The sequence below is a fragment of the Maribacter corallii genome, from assembly GCF_047345415.1.
Lineage (GTDB): Bacteria > Bacteroidota > Bacteroidia > Flavobacteriales > Flavobacteriaceae > Maribacter_C.
Genome location: NZ_JBLFEP010000001.1, coordinates 226,296 through 243,315, shown reverse-complemented (window position 1 = coordinate 243,315; position 17,020 = coordinate 226,296). Strand labels below are relative to the sequence as shown.

General features: G+C 44.3%; 13 protein-coding genes and 1 tRNA gene. 8 read left to right on the top strand and 6 right to left on the bottom strand.

Annotated elements, in window-relative coordinates; all coding sequences use genetic code 11:
- Positions 1 to 156: 156 nt before the first annotated feature.
- Entirely contained in the window at positions 157 to 1,146 is a 990-nt protein-coding gene (locus ACKWCA_RS01070; protein WP_413976281.1) for an isoaspartyl peptidase/L-asparaginase family protein, read from the bottom strand.
- Positions 1,147 to 1,265: 119 nt separating this feature from the next.
- On the opposite strand from ACKWCA_RS01070, the gene ACKWCA_RS01065 reads away from it, so the two are divergent.
- From ACKWCA_RS01065 to ACKWCA_RS01055, 3 genes are all read left to right on the top strand, one after another.
- Positions 1,266 to 1,988, top strand: coding sequence for a copper homeostasis protein CutC (locus tag ACKWCA_RS01065; protein WP_413976280.1), 723 nt, complete (start codon positions 1,266 to 1,268; stop codon positions 1,986 to 1,988).
- Between the two features lie 53 nt (positions 1,989 to 2,041).
- On the top strand, positions 2,042 to 3,274 hold the full coding sequence (locus tag ACKWCA_RS01060) for a metallophosphoesterase (RefSeq protein WP_413976279.1): 1,233 nt from the start codon (positions 2,042 to 2,044) through the stop codon (positions 3,272 to 3,274).
- Positions 3,275 to 3,366: 92 nt separating this feature from the next.
- Positions 3,367 to 3,663, top strand: a complete 297-nt coding sequence (locus ACKWCA_RS01055) for a thioredoxin family protein (protein WP_413976278.1) — start codon at positions 3,367 to 3,369, stop codon at positions 3,661 to 3,663.
- 12 nt (positions 3,664 to 3,675) lie between these two features.
- Here the strand turns inward: ACKWCA_RS01055 and ACKWCA_RS01050 are convergent, their stop codons facing one another.
- Entirely contained in the window at positions 3,676 to 7,044 is a 3,369-nt protein-coding gene (locus ACKWCA_RS01050) for a glycosyltransferase family 117 protein (RefSeq protein WP_413976277.1), read from the bottom strand.
- 283 nt (positions 7,045 to 7,327) lie between these two features.
- On the opposite strand from ACKWCA_RS01050, the gene ACKWCA_RS01045 reads away from it, so the two are divergent.
- A tRNA-Gln gene (locus tag ACKWCA_RS01045) sits at positions 7,328 to 7,399 on the top strand.
- 76 nt (positions 7,400 to 7,475) lie between these two features.
- Here the strand turns inward: ACKWCA_RS01045 and ACKWCA_RS01040 are convergent.
- The 3 genes from ACKWCA_RS01040 to ACKWCA_RS01030 form a co-directional block, all read right to left on the bottom strand.
- Entirely contained in the window at positions 7,476 to 8,102 is a 627-nt protein-coding gene (locus ACKWCA_RS01040; RefSeq protein WP_413976276.1) for a DinB family protein, read from the bottom strand.
- 106 nt (positions 8,103 to 8,208) lie between these two features.
- The gene (locus tag ACKWCA_RS01035; protein ID WP_413976275.1) at positions 8,209 to 8,619 is read right to left on the bottom strand and encodes a PH domain-containing protein; all 411 of its coding nucleotides are present in this window, start codon (positions 8,617 to 8,619) and stop codon (positions 8,209 to 8,211) included.
- 71 nt (positions 8,620 to 8,690) lie between these two features.
- Positions 8,691 to 10,061, bottom strand: coding sequence for a cation:proton antiporter domain-containing protein (locus ACKWCA_RS01030; RefSeq protein WP_413976274.1), 1,371 nt, complete (start codon positions 10,059 to 10,061; stop codon positions 8,691 to 8,693).
- A 340-nt stretch (positions 10,062 to 10,401) separates the two neighbouring features.
- Between ACKWCA_RS01030 and rimP the strand changes: the two genes are divergently transcribed.
- Genes rimP through infB form a run of 3 tightly spaced genes read left to right on the top strand, consistent with a single transcriptional unit; the run spans position 10,402 to position 14,831 of the window.
- Complete coding sequence (rimP, locus tag ACKWCA_RS01025; RefSeq protein WP_413976273.1) at positions 10,402 to 10,863, top strand: ribosome assembly cofactor RimP; 462 nt, start codon at positions 10,402 to 10,404, stop codon at positions 10,861 to 10,863.
- 13 nt (positions 10,864 to 10,876) lie between these two features.
- Positions 10,877 to 12,109: a transcription termination factor NusA gene (nusA, locus tag ACKWCA_RS01020; RefSeq protein WP_413976272.1), complete on the top strand. Its 1,233-nt coding sequence runs from the start codon at positions 10,877 to 10,879 to the stop codon at positions 12,107 to 12,109.
- Positions 12,110 to 12,161: 52 nt separating this feature from the next.
- Positions 12,162 to 14,831, top strand: coding sequence for a translation initiation factor IF-2 (gene infB, locus ACKWCA_RS01015; RefSeq protein WP_413976271.1), 2,670 nt, complete (start codon positions 12,162 to 12,164; stop codon positions 14,829 to 14,831).
- A 215-nt stretch (positions 14,832 to 15,046) separates the two neighbouring features.
- Here the strand turns inward: infB and ACKWCA_RS01010 are convergent, their stop codons facing one another.
- Complete coding sequence (locus tag ACKWCA_RS01010; RefSeq protein WP_413976270.1) at positions 15,047 to 15,418, bottom strand: SPOR domain-containing protein; 372 nt, start codon at positions 15,416 to 15,418, stop codon at positions 15,047 to 15,049.
- A 233-nt stretch (positions 15,419 to 15,651) separates the two neighbouring features.
- On the opposite strand from ACKWCA_RS01010, the gene ACKWCA_RS01005 reads away from it, so the two are divergent.
- The gene (locus ACKWCA_RS01005; protein WP_413976269.1) at positions 15,652 to 17,019 is read left to right on the top strand and encodes a cytochrome c3 family protein; all 1,368 of its coding nucleotides are present in this window, start codon (positions 15,652 to 15,654) and stop codon (positions 17,017 to 17,019) included.
- The last annotated feature ends 1 nt before the right edge of the window (position 17,020 follow it).

The following is a 17,020-nucleotide window of genomic DNA, read 5'->3' as shown; positions in this document are numbered from 1 at the left end:
AGTTAAAAGTACGAAGTTTGTTTTGAAACGAAATACAATTTTAAAATTGTCCTCCAAAGAGAGGTTGAAAAGTAGGGTTTGGTACGGCGATAGGCTTCTACTGCCGTTGCATTTTGTGTTACTATGGGTTCTAGGCTAAAACACAGTGTTTCATCCTTATAAGAAAGAGGACGAAGGCGTATTCGTATGTCCCTCTTCGGTAAAGGTCCGATAGGTAAACCCGGGTTGAATACAATAACCGCCCGTCTCCCCTTTTTTGTTGATGGCAATAAAACCGATTTGAAAATCGGTACGATCTTTATTCTTTGCCATAATGCGCTTAACGCCTTCCTCACAAGCCTCTTGGGGTGATTTGCCCTGACGCATCAATTCCACAATCAAAAAGCTACCCACGGTACGTACCACTTCTTCTCCGACGCCAGTGGCGGTTGCCGCCCCAATTTCATTGTCTACGAAGAGCCCAGCGCCAATAAGCGGTGAATCCCCGACACGCCCGGCGTACTTATAGGCCATGCCGCTCGTAGTGCATGCCCCGGCAATGTCCCCGTCCTTGTCTATCGCCAAAATACCGATGGTATCATGGTTTTCGATATTAATGATAGGTTTGTATTCGGAAGTCTTTTTCCACGCTAACCACTCTTTTCTAGATTTTTCTGTCAATAGATCGGTTTTTTGAAACCCCTGTTCATAAGCGAATTGCTCGGCTCCCTTTCCGGCCAACATCACATGTGGGGTTTCTTCCATGACTTTTCGTGCCACTGAAACCGGACTGGCAATGTTTTGAAGGTACACCACGGCCCCACAGTTGCCATCTTTGTCCATGATACATGCATCTAGGGTCACGTTCCCTTCCCTATCCGGTCTTCCGCCCACCCCGACGGTCTGGTTGTTCGTATCGGCCTCTTCGACCATGGCGCCTTGTTGTACCGCATCTAGGGAAGTGCCTCCTTTTTGTAAAACTTCCCAGGCTTTGGCCGTGGCGTTTTCAAAGTTCCAGGTGCAAATCGCAATAGGGCGAATCGGTACTATGGTGTTGGATGCTGTCATCTGTGTGCTGGTTTCTTCTTTGCAGGAGGTCAATAAAGGGGCGGATAGCAGTCCCGCGGCAGCGGCGCTTGAATTTTTCAGGAAGTTTCTTCTTTGCATTGGTTTTTGATGATGAATTGATTTAATTTTTTTGCTTTCAGGCGAAAAAGAACAATTTTTTGACAAATGGGAAAAGTTTACATCAGTTCGATTACTTTAGCGCCTTAAATATAGTTAAAATGCTAGTGGAAGTCTGTGCCAATTCCCTAGAATCGGCCCAAAATGCTGAAAAGGCCGGAGCTGATCGGATCGAGTTGTGTTCCGAACTCGCAGTGGGTGGAATAACACCATCCTACGGATTATTGAAAGCGGTCAGTGAGAAGATCTCTATTCCGGTTCGTGTACTCATTCGTCCCCGTAGTGGTGATTTTACCTATACCGTTGACGAATTCGAAATAATGAAAAGCAATATCAAGCTTTGTGCGGAAATGGGCTTTGAAGGAGTGGTCGTAGGATTATTGCAATCCGATCTTGAACTTGATGAAGGGCGCTTGCAAGAACTGGCTTCGCTCAACCAAGGTTTACAAATGACATTTCACCGCGCTTTTGATTGGTTGCTCAACCCGATGTCGGCCATAAATACGCTGGAGAAACTAGGTGTCAATACGATATTGACTTCCGGTCAACAACCCACGGCTGTCTCAGGTTTGGATTTGCTCACTGCACTGCACCAAAATACCGCGAATATGACCATAATGCCCGGTGCGGGGATTAACGCATCGAACGCACATCTATTCAAGACCAAAGGGTTCAAGGCCATTCATCTATCTGGATTGCAAATGCAACGCACACTGACAGATGACCCCAAAGTGCCCATGAATTCGCCAAAGCTGTTATCGGATAGTGCTTTACCGGTTTCCAATTTTGAAATCTTACAGGAAGTAGTGAGAAGCGTTAAATAAAAGGTAAATTCTACGACTGAAAGCGTGATTCAAAATACCTTTGAAAAAAAAGCATGCTTCGTTTTGCATTAATTCTTTCCCTAATCTACATTGTTTTAGCGTTTTACGGCTTTCAGGCCTTCAAAACCATATTTAAGAGTCAATGGGTCTATTTGGCCTATGTTGCTTCTTTTTTGGTGGCCTGGGGATATTTTATGTTCAAATTGATGACCTATGTACCCGGTGCTGCCATGCGATCTTCTACAGGAGTGGCCGGGGGAATATTCTTTTCCTTCTTTTTGCTTGCCCTGTTCTTAGGACTGTTTCTGTTACTGGAAGATGTCTTTCGATTGGGAACAATGGTCTATCATAAACTTACGAATACCACTACTGTTGAAGGGGGTCTGTTGCCGTCAAGAAGGAAGTTTTTGAGCACCATCGCCCTCGGTATCTCCGCTTTGCCTTTTGGCGCCTTACTATATGGCATGTATAAAGGCAAGTACAATTACAAGGTGCTAAAGTATACCTTGGAATATGATGATCTGCCAGCTGCTTTCGATGGATATCGGATTACCCAAATATCGGATGTTCATAGCGGAAGCTTTGACGATGCCGATAAAGTGTCTTATGGAATTGACCTGATCAACCAGCAAAAAAGTGATGTACTTCTGTTTACAGGTGATATGGTCAACAACAAGGCAGAAGAAATGTATCCGTGGAAAGAGTTGTTCGCCAAGCTAAGCGCTAAAGATGGTAAGTTTTCTGTCTTGGGCAATCACGATTATGGCGATTATGCGTCTTGGGACAGTGCAGCCGCCAAAGCCCAAAATCTGAAGGATTTAAAAAACCTACAGCGCGATATGGGTTTCGATTTGCTGTTGAATGAAAGTCGCTACCTTCAAAAGGATGGTGACCGCATTGCCTTGGTGGGTGTCGAAAATTGGGGGGAAGGTTTCAAGACCGTCGGTGATTTGAAGAAGGCGGCCTCGAAAATCGCCAAGGACGATTTCAAGATACTCATGAGCCATGACCCTACTCATTGGGAAAAAGAGGTGATTCAAGATTCATATCACTATCATTTGACACTGAGTGGCCATACCCATGGAATGCAATTCGGTCTGGAGGTACCTGGCTGGTTCAAGATCAGTCCGGTGCGCTTACGCTACAAGTATTGGGCAGGCATTTATGAAGAACTGGGACAGTTCATTAATGTGAACAGGGGTTTCGGGTTTATTGGATATCCCGGACGTTTCGGCATATGGCCTGAGATTACCGTGATTACGCTAAAGAAGAAATCGTTAACATAGATTTAACCTCTTGAAAACACTATGTACCCTAGGGTTTAGCTATAGATTTAACAATTTTTACTACATTTGGTCGATAAATCAATGATTTAGGTATGTCAAAATTTGGTGAACTTATCGATTTAAAGGTTCCGGTACTATTGGATTTTTATGCGGAATGGAATGACCAATCGACCTCAATGCATCCTGTTCTTCGCGATGTGGCCGCCGCATTGGGCGATAAAGGGAAAGTCATAAAAATTGATGTAGATAAGAACAAAGAACTCTCACAGGCCTTACGCGTAAAAGGATTGCCCACATTGATGATCTACAAAAAAGGGGAAATGGTCTGGCGACAAAGCGGAGAGCAAGATGCCAACACCCTAATCGGTATCTTGAACGAATACCTCTAATAAAATCTTCCTTTATTCCACTCCTGCCGTATCGGCTGGTGCCGTAGTCAACGTATCCCTTTGAATGGTATCCGAGTTGAGTTGAACGGAATCGGGTAAATCGGGGTTGTCCTCGATTGGGGGCGCGGCCCTTGGGTTTTCGAATTGATCACCATAAAATTTATCGAAGAACTCATTGAAAATAAGTGTCTCTTTTTCCGCTTTTTCTTGGTCCTTGTTGATGACCAAAATGTCCACGATTCTGTTGTACGCCTCCATGTCACCTAAAATATCTTCTCCACGACTTATCTTTTGCTCGATTGGCAGCAAGGAATAATAGTTCAATCGTTCTTGATACTTGGTTTTTAAGCGGTCAAAAAGTTCCCTACCCTTAGAGGTTTCCCCAACCCTATAATAACCGTCTATAAAAGGTTCAACAAGGGTGTAGTAGCCGAACTGATCCAAAGGCATGTTGTTCATGGCGATATCGATGATCTCTTTCGCCTTTTCTATCTTATTTTCCTCGAGCAAGGTTTCCGTTAACCGTGCCAGATTACTACGGAACGTCACCCCTTGTATTCGGGTTTGGGTATCATGGTAGATATCCGGATCGCCTGAATTGCCCCATTCCCAGTTGGTCACGATATCGTACATGAGGGCGCTATCGATACGGCCCATTTCAAAACCGTTTTCCCGCTCTGTTTTTATAGGTACCAATTTATAGGCTAGTCCGTCCAATTGCAGATAATCTTTCATCCAAATGAATTCGGCATCGTCAAAACTTCCCCCTGAAAAGTAAATCGGTCGTTCCCAATCATTGTTGGCCAAAATATCCAACATCATCATGCTTTTTTTGGTGATGGCACTAGAAGGAAGGTCGATATCAATGTAATCTACAATGAGTGCTGTATCTTTTTGCTTGACCAGACCACTTTCCAATACATTCTTTTTATTGACAGGAATTCGCAATTTAGTGGTGGGGTAGTACACGATGTTCTGGACATTTTCAGAATAAGCATCGGGATCGGCACCTGCTTTTTGAAAATAGTATTTCAATTTTGTTTCTGGTTTGTCACCTGCTACCCATTCGATAAAGGCCTGGATCGTCCAGCGACTTTCAGATACCTGTTTGTTGAAGAGCGCGTCCGCATTTTGGTGGTATAATACATCACGAGACCCCCAACGGTACTTTTCATGGGTGATCTGGGAGGGTATAGCCTCACTTTCGTACGCCTTGCGCTTCATCTGGTCAATGTACCAATCCGTCTCGAAAAGGCTCGTACAGACTACGCGAACGTCTGTACGGTATCCCTCTATTTCTTGGGCGTACCAGAGTGGAAAGGTGTCGTTGTCACCAATGGTAAATAAGATGGCACCGGCATCTTTCTGACAGGAGTCAAGGTAGGCTTTCGCGGTAGAATTCGCTGTAAAACGATTCGAACGGTCATGGTCATCCCAATTCTGATAGGCCATCACCGTGGGTACGGCCAATAAACAAAGCACAGTCACCGTCGGTGCTAGAATTTTTGGGGAAAGCAGTTTTCGAAACTCATCGAACAGGCCGTAGACCCCTAAACCGATCCATAAGGCGAAAATGTAGAAGGAGCCCACCAAAGAATAATCCCGTTCACGGGGTTGAAAGATATACGGGTTCGTATAAAATTGGATAGCGATGCCCGTGAACATGAAGAAAATGAATAGTACCCAAAACTGTTTCGGGTTTTTTGAAACTTGAAAGACCAGGCCTATGATGCCCAGAATAAGTGGTAAAAAATAGTAGGTGTTCCGACCCTTATTGTTTTCGACATCACTGGGTAGATTATCTTGGCTTCCTAGAACCGGTCGTGCGCTGTCGATAAAATCAACACCACTCAACCAATTGCCGTTTTGATTGTATCGTCCTTGTACGTCATTTTGTTTTCCGGTGAAATTCCACATAAAATAACGCCAGTACATATACCCGAATTGAAATTCGAACATATACTTCACATTGTCCCAGACCGAAGGGGGTTCCACCTCGATATAGTCACTGAACCTACGGAGAAAACTGATGTACTGATCCGCATCGATTTCCCCCGCCGCAAAGCCATCTTTTACCTGTTTTACCGCTTCTCGTAGCTCTTCGTTCGATTGCTTCATCTTGAAGTCAAGCGGACCGAAATAGCGCATATAGTTTTCAGCATGTTGGGTGCTCCACATTCGCGGAAGAATACCGACATGGTCTTCGTGGGCGTCTTGCAAGGCATCTTTGTAAAGATTCACGATGACGTACTTACCCAACTTTTCGTCACGTTCGTATTTGGGCTTTTCATCCTTTTCCTTCCCCGCAGGAGCAAAGGCATCCGAATAGTAAGCGCCGTAAATGGGGCTGTCGACACCAGGGTACTGCTCACGGTTGTAGTAGGCCAAAAGGGCTCTGGCGTCCGCCGGGTTGTTCTCGTTAATGACGACCTGTGCGTTGGCACGAATAGGGAGCATGATCCAAGAAGAAAAACCGAAGAACAGGAACATCAAACACAGCACAATGGTATTTGCCGTACGATAATTGTTCTTTCGCGTATAATTAAGCCCAAAGTAAAATGCCGAAATGAAAAGGAGTCCAATGATAATGGAACCCGAATTGAACGGTAGGCCGATCGTATTGACAAAAAAGACCTCGCCCCAGCCGAAAAACTGCAGCACATAGGTCAATGAGAATTTATAGACCAGCATCAATATCGCTACTACGATGATATTGGCCAGTAGAAAATTCTTGACCGTGGTAGTTTTGTACGTTTTGAAATAATACAGTAGACCAATGGAAGGGATGGCCAAAAAGCCCATGAACTGAATACCGAAGGTAAGGCCGACTACGAAAGAAATCAGTACCAACCAACGATTCCCGCGTGGATGGTCAAGATTATCGGTCCATTTGAGTCCGAGCCATAACAACAATGCCATAATAAAACTGGCCATGGCATACACTTCCGTTTCCGCGGCATTAAACCAAAAACTATCGGAGTAGGCAAAGGCCAGGCTACCGACGAGACCACTGCCCAAGACCGCGATGGCCTTACTGTTGGTAAATTGGTCTTTTTTAGCGATCAGTTTTCGGGTCAGATTGGTGATTGTCCAAAACATGAACAAGATCGTAAAGGCGCTAGAGGCACCTGATACGAAGTTGACCATTCGCGCGATCTGGTCATCGCCGAAGGCGAACATGGCGAAGAACGCACCGATCATTTGCAACAAAGGAGCTCCTGGTGGGTGGCCTACTTGTAATTTGGCGGAGGTGGCGATATATTCACCGGCATCCCAAAAACTACTTGTCGGTTCAACGGTAATAAAGTAGGTGATCAGGGCAATAAAAAAAACAACCCATCCTAAGATGGTGTCCCATTTTTCGAAGTTCTTTGAAAACATGTACGTCGCTGTTTAACAGATGGGGCGAATTTACGAATTCATTATTAGATGCCTACGGATTTTTGACAAAGGTTTAACAGGCGTTGAATGCACTTTGCTGTCAGTACTTTCAAGGGGCGCCATGTGCCGCCATGTGAAGCCTTGTTTCGTGCTGCTATTGTTGTGGGAAATAGGGAATGTGACTTTTTCCATTATTGTATTTAAAAATGTTTGTGCAAACCAAACTTTGTTTTAAATTTGCATCCTCTTTTGTACCAAGGAATATTCTAGTACAAAATGGCACTGGCCCATGGTGTAATTGGCAACACTCCGGTTTTTGGTACCGTCATTCAAGGTTCGAGTCCTTGTGGGCCAACATAATTGAACGAATCCCGCTACTAGCGGGATTTTTTTGTGGAACAAATTCCAGCGGAAAAGTTTACCCCATTTATTCAAAACGTATTGTTCTTCGAATACCCCGGTGGCTGAATACCCTTCATCCGCAAATAGGTTATCGCCTGAGCACGATGATGTGCGGTATGACTTTCACTGCGTAGAATGAGGTCAAGATTCGTATGGCCTTCAAGATACCACGGCTTTACTTTATCTTCCCCACGGGTCAGTAGGGCATCATTTAGGTTTTCCAAACTTGAGAGGACATAATCAAAGGTCGAGGTGAGGTATGCCGATACCAGGGCCTTATTCTGTTCCGCCTCCCTTTTTTGCATACGGTCTGGAAAAAATGGACTTACAGGATCTGGACGTTCCAAGAAGAAATCGGCATCCTTAAGTGCGTTGTAATCGGGGTAGGTTTTGTCATCGACCAGTACGCCGATAAAAGAGTTGTTCGTATACCCCAAATGCATGAAATGCTGGGCGAAGCTCATTTGTTCTTCGGTGGGGCTATATTCGATATGTTCTGCCGGCATCGCTTCAAATACCTTTGCTGTGTACGTTTTTGAATTCTTCCATCGTTTGATAAGATTGTCGACAATAGGGGTGTCTGTTACGGGAATTTTGGCTGAAATCAGGGCCAAAGGGCTAAGACCTATAGTGCTTAACAATAATCGTCTGTTCATGAGCTATGCTTTAGGAATAGGATTCCCCATAAATGTATTGGTTCAAAAAGAGGTTTGAAAATGTTTGGAAGACAAATGACTCCTGAGGTTGAAAATTCAGACGGTACTAGTCCTGTTCCGGCATGTTGATTTGCGGATTTAGCTTGAATAGGTGGGCGATAAATATTGCCTTGTCCTTTGGTGAAATGACAACACTGCTGCTTTGGCCATAGCTAATCTCCAATCGGTCAAATGACAAGGCTGGGGCACTGATGATCGTTTTAGTTTTCACGACGCCTGTGATGGATTGAATTTCGATTTTTTTAGTGATAAGTACCCCTGAGGTGATCTTTAGAAAACGGTTGTCGAGTATGTAATAGGTGTTCCTATAAAGGTGGGCCACAAAAAGTAGTACCGCGCCGTTGATCAAAAGAGCGGGCCAAACGGCTTGGGCAATCAAAGGAATCGCACTACCGATCAAAACGATCAGTATAAAAATGAACAGTCCATAATTGATTTTCGAAGGGTATTTCTTCATTTCTTAATGGATTCAACAGAGTTAAACCACGACCTATCCTGTACTTGAAGAAGTCAATGGTGTCTTCAAGCTTATTCCGGTATCGTTTCGTCGTTGGCGTCAAGAGGTCCTTGAATGGGTTTCTCAGCATTGGTTTTTTCTTCGATACCTTTGGGTTCAGTTGTTTCTATTTCTTCTTTTTGTAACTGTTCATTCAAAGCATCCTCGGCCTCATTGCGTGCCAAAATTTCCTGATCGATTTCATCTAAAAGTGTGCCCATTTTGCGTTTGTCCTTGATCATGGCCCAGGTCATGACCAAGCTGGTGGCGATAATCACGAAGAGTAGAATGCCCGATTCAAACCCCGGTATTTTGGCTTGGGCCGGAATAGCATAGAAAAGGAGTACCGTAATCAATCCCCGAGGTGCGATAAATAGCTGCGGCAAGATGTCCTTTCCGATAAAAACACGCAAAATTCCCCAACGGATGAGATAAATGGAAGCAATGATCAAAATACTGATCAAGGCCACTTTGAGACTCAACAAAGAAGAGAGTACAATAGTGATTCCGAATATGACGAAGAAAAAGGTTCGGACGATAAAAGCGGTTTCCAAAGTGATGATATGGAGGTCGTGATAAATGTGCTTCATCTTCTCCTCTTCCAGAAATATAGCGGTCTTTCCAGGAAAGAACAGTTTGATATTCTTGACGATGAGTCCGAAAATCAAGATAATGATCAATGAAGAAAGGTGCATTTTCTTTCCTAAAGCATACAGCAGGAGTAAGACCGCAATCAACAAAAACAATTTGGCTTGACTCTTAATGCGTTGAAAAATCAATATGATGGCATAGCTGGCAACAACGGCGATAACGATAGTGAGTAGCAAGTTGATCGAAAAGCCCACCACGCCTCCATCTTCGGCGGGGTTGAGTCCCCCGGTCAAAAAGTAGAACATCATGATCCCGAAAATATCGGAAAAGGTACTTTCATAGATGTGGAATTCTTTTTTGGCATCGGCCAATCCACCGACGCTGGGGATGATGATCGCACTTGATAAAATAGACAAAGGTGTGGCGTACAACCAGGCGGATTGCATGGTCATGCCGTCAATGAACTGATAGAGTATTAACGCCGCCACCCAAGCCGAACCTACGAGTCCGATCAAGGCAATGGCCATCGATTTGAGAATAGGAATGAGTTTCTCCTTCTTGAGTTCCAATTCCAAGGCGGCCTCGAGAACGATCATGATCAGGCCTACGGTACCTAATATTTCTAGCGATCCTTCAAAATCTGGAGTGCGCGGAGCGAAAATGTCCAAGCCGATTTTGATCAAAATGCCCAACAAAATGAGCATCAGTACCGAGGGTACGTTGGTTTTCTTCGCGAGCCCGTTAAACCAAAACGATAGAATTACGATAATGGAGGCTTCGATGATCACATTGTAAGAAGAGAATATTTCCATGGTCGGGGTTGATTTTGATTAAAAGTACTATTTAATCTTAAAACCGCTGTGGTTTCTTGATACGTCCCTGCGGGGGCCAATAGGCTCCCATAGGTCATGTTATGACAACGTAATTGTTTGTTGGATAGTGTGTCAATAACACTTGTGGAATAATGGAAAAATTGTATATTTGCGCCACTGAACGGATATACGAGTATTCATGAGGGGACCTTTTAAGTCCTCTTTTTTGTTTGTTAGAAGTTCGTTCGAATCCCTTTGACAAGCGGGTCGAAGAAAAGACCATTGAACCGATGGTCCCCGTTAAGGTCGGCTGATTGGGCCTTGAACAGTATGCTGAATTATGTTGCAGAACAAAGTCACCGAGTTATTGAATAGCGCTCTTGAAGAAGACGGTTCGTTGTTTTTGATCGATTTCTCGATCTCGACCGATAATCGAATCAAGGTCGTTATTGATGGTGATGAGGGAGTTACGGTACAAGATTGTATCAAGATCAGCAGGGCAATCGAGCATAACCTGGATCGGGATGAGGTCGATTTTGCATTGGAAGTGGCTTCCGCTGGGGCTACGGCACCTTTGGTGCTGCCAAGACAATACAAGAAGAATCTTGGTCGGAAAATGGAAGTGAGGACTCCTGATGATACGATTGAAGGTAATCTTACTGAAGTGACCGAAGAGGGAATTATTCTGGAATGGAAAGCACGGGAACCCAAACCCATAGGAAAAGGGAAAGTAACGGTTCGGAAAAAACAGGAAATCGATTTTTCCGATATTAAAGAAGCAAAAGTCATATTAAAATTTTAACGGTAGTAAACTCATGGAAAATATTGCGTTGATCGAATCATTCTCGGAATTCAAAGACGATAAATTCATTGATAGAGTAACCTTGATGGCCATTTTGGAAGATGTTTTTAGAAACGCCCTCAAGAAGAAGTTCGGTTCGGATGACAACTTTGATATCATTATCAACCCCGATAAAGGCGATTTGGAAATTTGGAGAAACCGTATCGTTGTTGAAGATGGTGAGGTAGAGGAGCCCAACGAAGAAATTTCGCTTTCGGAAGCGCGTAAAATCGAGCCTGATTTTGAAGTGGGTGAAGATGTGTCCGAAGAGGTGAAGTTGATGGATTTGGGGAGACGGGCGATTTTGGCATTGCGTCAAAATCTGATCTCCAAGATTCACGAACATGACAATACCACCATTTACAAGCAATTCAAGGACCTTGAAGGCGAGATATATACAGCTGAGGTGCATCATATTAGGCATAAGGCCATTATACTATTGGATGATGAAGGTAACGAGATCATCTTGCCAAAAGACCGTCAGATACCTTCTGATTTTTTCAGGAAAGGGGACAATGTTCGCGGGATCATCGAGAGTGTTGAATTAAAAGGCAACAAGCCGGCGATCATCATGTCGCGAAGTTCGCCCAAGTTTTTGGAGCAATTGTTTTTTCAAGAAATTCCCGAGGTATTCGATGGTTTGATCACGATCAAGAAGGCCGTACGAATTCCTGGAGAAAAGGCTAAGGTCGCCGTAGATTCTTATGACGACCGTATCGATCCCGTTGGGGCATGTGTCGGGATGAAAGGCTCTCGTATTCACGGCATAGTTCGTGAATTGGGGAACGAAAACATCGATGTCATTAACTGGACGGCCAACCCACAGCTTATGGTGACCAGGGCCTTAAGTCCTGCGCGGGTATCCTCAGTAAAACTGAACGATGAAAAAATGACCGCTCAGGTATACTTGAAACCAGAAGAGGTATCCAAGGCCATCGGTAGAGGAGGACATAACATACGACTGGCCGGGCAACTTACTGGTTATGAAATAGATGTGTTTAGAGAGGGTGTTGAAGAGGATGTGGAATTGACCGAATTCTCGGATGAAATCGATGCTTGGATTATCGAGGAATTCAAGAAAATAGGAATGGATACCGCCAGAAGCGTCTTGGAGCAAGATGTGAGCGATTTAGTGAAGCGGACCGATTTGGAGGAAGAAACTATTTCGGAAGTTGTACGTATACTAAAAGCAGAATTAGAAGAATAACTATATATTAGCAGTAGTTTAACGCTATTGCGACGAACAGGAATCAGTATTTATGGCAGAAAATGCAACAATAAGGCTTAATAAAGTTCTCCGGGAACTCAATATTTCTTTGGATAGGGCGGTAGATTTTCTCGCTTCCAAGGGGCATGATATAGACGCACGTCCTACTACGAAGATATCAGAGACGGTTCACCAGGTGCTTTTGGATGAGTTCCAGACCGATATGAGCAAGAAAGTTGCGTCTAAAGAGGTCGGGGAAGAAAAGCGAAAGGAGAAAGAAGCCATAAGAATCCAACTGGAACAGGAGCAAGAAGAGCGAAGATTGGCACGTGAACGACGCTTGGGCAAAACCGAAGTGATCAAAGCACGCGCTGAGCTTTCGGGGCCTAAGACGGTAGGTAAGATCGACCTGAATCCGAAGAAGAAGGAAGAGAAGAAGGTAGAGGAAGAGGTAGAGGTCGTTGCCGATGCGGTTGAAAAACCAATAGAGCAAGAAGAGGCGCCAGTTGTTGAAAAACCTCAGGAAGAGAAGCCAGTTGAAACTGAAGAAAAACCGACCGATGAGAAACTAAAGACGCAATATCAGAAACTTTCCGGTCCTAAGATTACAGGAGATAAAATCGATCTCTCCAAGTTTCAAAGGCCCAAGAAAAAGAAGGAAGAGCCCAAAACGGGCGCCGGTGCCGGTGCCAGTACCGATAGAAAGAAGAAACGGAAACGGATCGTTAGCAACAATGCCGGTGCGCGCGGAGGAGCTAGAAATACCGGAGGCAACAATAGAAAAGGACGTTTTGCCACGGTAAATAAGGTAGAGCCTTCTGAAGAAGATGTACAAAAGCAGGTACGAGAAACCCTTGAAAAACTGCAAGGGAAGTCCAAAAAAGGAAAAGGCGCCAAGTACCGTAGGGATAAAAGAGATCAGCACCGTATGCAAACCGAGGCCGATCTTGAGATTCAGGAAATCGAAAGCAAAACATTGAAGGTTACGGAGTTTGTAACGGCCAATGAAGTAGCAACGATGATGAATGTGTCTACAACGGAAATTATTTCAGCCTGTATGTCCTTAGGGATGATGGTGACCATGAATCAACGATTGGATGCCGAAACACTATCCATTGTGGCTGAGGAATTCGGTTACGAAGTGGAATTCGTAACGGCCGAGATTGAAGAGGCGATAGAAGAAATCGAAGATGCTCCGGAAGATTTGAAGCCTCGAGCGCCCATTGTCACGGTAATGGGTCACGTAGATCATGGTAAGACCTCTTTGCTCGATTACGTTCGCGAGGCTAATGTCATTGCAGGAGAGAGTGGTGGTATCACCCAGCACATTGGTGCTTATGCGGTACAATTGGACGATGGTCAAAAAATCACATTTTTAGATACACCAGGTCACGAAGCCTTTACGGCGATGCGTGCCAGAGGTGCTCAAGTCACGGATATAGCGGTTATTGTTATTGCTGCGGATGATGATATCATGCCACAGACAAAAGAAGCGATAGCCCATGCGCAAGCCGCGGGCGTTCCGATTGTTTTCGCTATCAACAAAATCGATAGGCCAACGGCAAATCCAGATAAGATTAAGGAAGGGTTGGCTGCCATGAATTTATTGGTAGAAGACTGGGGAGGTAAAATTCAATCCCACGATATTTCCGCTAAGACCGGAGACGGTGTACGTGAATTGCTCGAAAAAGTATTGCTCGAAGCTGAATTGTTAGAACTTAAGGCTAATCCCGATAGAGGAGCGGCCGGTGCCGTGGTAGAGGCCTTCCTGGATAAAGGGCGAGGTTATGTGTCTACTATTTTGGTGCAGAACGGTACGTTGCGGATCGGTGATTATGTTTTGGCAGGTACCAATAGCGGTAAAGTCAAAGCAATGCAAGATGAGCGTGGTAAGGAAGTCCAAGAGGTCGGTCCTTCTACACCGATATCAATATTGGGCTTGGATGGGGCGCCGCAGGCGGGTGATCGTTTCAATGTCATGGAAGATGAGCGAGAGGCAAAACAAATCGCTACCAAGCGCTCGCAGTTGCAGCGTGAGCAATCTGTTAGAACACAGCGTCACATTACCCTTGATGAAATAGGTAGACGTATTGCCTTAGGTGACTTTAAAGAGTTGAATATTATTCTTAAGGGTGACGTGGATGGTTCTGTCGAGGCATTGACCGATTCTTTCCAAAAGCTCTCTACCGATGAGATACAGGTCAATATCATTCACAAAGGTGTTGGGGCCATTACGGAATCAGATGTGTTATTGGCTTCGGCTTCAGATGCTATTGTCATCGGCTTTAACGTAAGACCAATGGGCAATGCCCGGGATATTGCGGATAAAGAGGAGATCGATATCAGAATGTACTCGATTATCTATGATGCCATCAACGACCTCAAAGATGCCATGGAGGGAATGCTTTCCCCTGAAATCAAGGAAGAGATTACCGGAAATGCCGAAATTCGCGAGACCTTCAAGATTTCGAAAATCGGTACGATTGCCGGTTGTATGGTTACCTCAGGAAAAATATTTAGAAACTCGGGTATCCGATTGATTAGAGATGGAGTGGTGGTCTTTACAGGAGAACTGGCTTCGCTTAAGCGTTTTAAAGACGATGTTAAAGAGGTGTCTAAAGGCTATGATTGTGGATTGCAGATTAAAAACTACAATGACATCAAAGAAGGTGATATCGTAGAATCTTTCCAAGAAGTTGCGGTGGCCAAGAAATTGAAATAAGAATTGCTAGCGATGCATTGCTGCGGAAAATAAATCGTTTCCCTTCCTTGAAAAAGGAGGGGATTTTTTTTGCAAAAAAGATGAACTTGCGATTTTGTGTTGAAAGACAACAGTCGAGGCGACCGATTCCGCAGTCTGAATTTGAATGTTTGAACGGGTTGACCTTTATTTAAAATGGAAGCGCTGGAATCTTGATGCCGGGATAGAAATCCAGATTATTTTGTAGTTTTCTTCGGTTTCAATAACATGGCATCAGGATACTTTGCCCTGACCTCTTTAAATTTTCGCTCCGCTTCTAATTTCGTCTTGAAACGGCCGAGGCGAACGCGGTAGGTAGGGGAGTCAAAATCGATTTTTGAAGGCATATTCGGAAAGTCGATTTCCACGTCTGATTTAAGCTCCTGGGCCTTGGAATATGACCCAAAACCGACCTGAATTCTATAGTATTCCGACGTTTTATTGTACTCTTCATAAATATCCAATAATTCGACGATTTTATCATCCTGTTGAATCTTGATATCCCCTTGCTGAGCAGTCGCAAAAGTACCGAAAAACGCCATGAGGGCGATGTAGCAAACTGTTTTCATACTTTTATTCCGTTAAGATAAAACCTTGATTAGCAAAGGTAATTCTTTGCAGTTGAAACCGAGCGAATCCCAATTATTTAGAATAATTATAAATTAGAAATTATCAATACGTTAAGATTTTCCAAATAAAGTCTATGTCGTATTTTTGCACTCGATTTAGGTCGTGATAATTTTGGGTTTTTTTAGGCTGAAATGAAATTACCGTGCCAAATCTTGATTGAAATATTTTATATATGAAAAAGGTTACTTACCGCGATCAAATTTCTAAAGTATTAGGTATCAGTCTCGTAGTTTTTCTACTCTTTTCCGTTTCGCTTATCGCACAAGATGAGGCGGTCGCTGAAGCGGCTGTCGAGACCGAAGCGGCCGCGGGTGGTGGTGACCCTGTCAAGGGAAAATCCTTATTCAATCAAAATTGTGCTGCATGTCATGCTTTGAATCGCAAAATGACCGGTCCGGCGTTGGCGAATGTTGAGGCGCGCTTAGCGGAAGATGAGGGCTTGGATAAAGAATGGTTGTATGCATGGATCAAGAATAGTCCAGGTATGATCAAATCCGGCGATGCGTATGCCGTTAAAATCTACAACGAATACAATCAAGCGGCGATGACCGCTTTCCCAACGCTGTCAAATCAAGACATCGATGATATTTTGGCCTATACCGCGGCTCCTCCTTCTACGCCTCCTCCGACTCAAGTGGGAGGGACGAATGGACCGGTTGCGGCTGCATCATCCGGTATTTCAAACGAAGTTATCCTAGGGGCCTTGGCCTTGGTGTTCGGTCTATTGGTGTTTATGTTGATGTCGGTGAACAAAACCTTGCGGAGGGTGATGGAGGCCAATGGGGTTAACGTTGAAGAAGAGCGGGAGAAGCGATTGCCGATTTGGAAGGCTTTTGCAAAGAATCAGTTTTTGGTGTTGGTAACGGCTATTTTCCTGTTGCTAGCTAGCGGTTATTTCGCCTATGGATGGATGATGCAGGTAGGTGTCGATCAGGGGTATGCTCCTATACAGCCTATACACTACTCGCATAAGATTCACGCTGGTGACAATAAAATTGAGTGTAAATATTGTCATTCCTCGGCCAGGGTTTCCAAGCATTCGGGCATTCCTTCCTTGAACGTTTGTATGAATTGCCATAAATCCATTTACGAGTATAAAGGAAATCCTGAAGGTCCATCTAGAGAAGATTTGGCCAACGGTTATACCAACGAGTTCTATACGGGGGAAATCAAGAAGCTATATGCCGCCGTCGGATGGGACGAGGAGAATCAAAAATACACAGGCGAGAGTACCCCTGTGGAGTGGGTGCGTATCCATAACCTTCCGGATTTTGCCTATTTCAACCATTCACAGCATGTTTCCGTTGCGGGAGTGGAGTGTCAAACGTGTCACGGACCTGTGGAAGAAATGGAAATCATGTATCAATATTCTCCTTTGACAATGGGATGGTGTATCAACTGTCACCGTGAAACGAATGTGAAAGTAGAGGGGAATGAGTACTACGAAAAAATACATGCAGAGCTTTCCAAAAAGTATGGCGTAGAAACGTTGACAGCGGCCCAGATGGGCGGTTTGGAGTGTGGAAAGTGTCACTATTAAT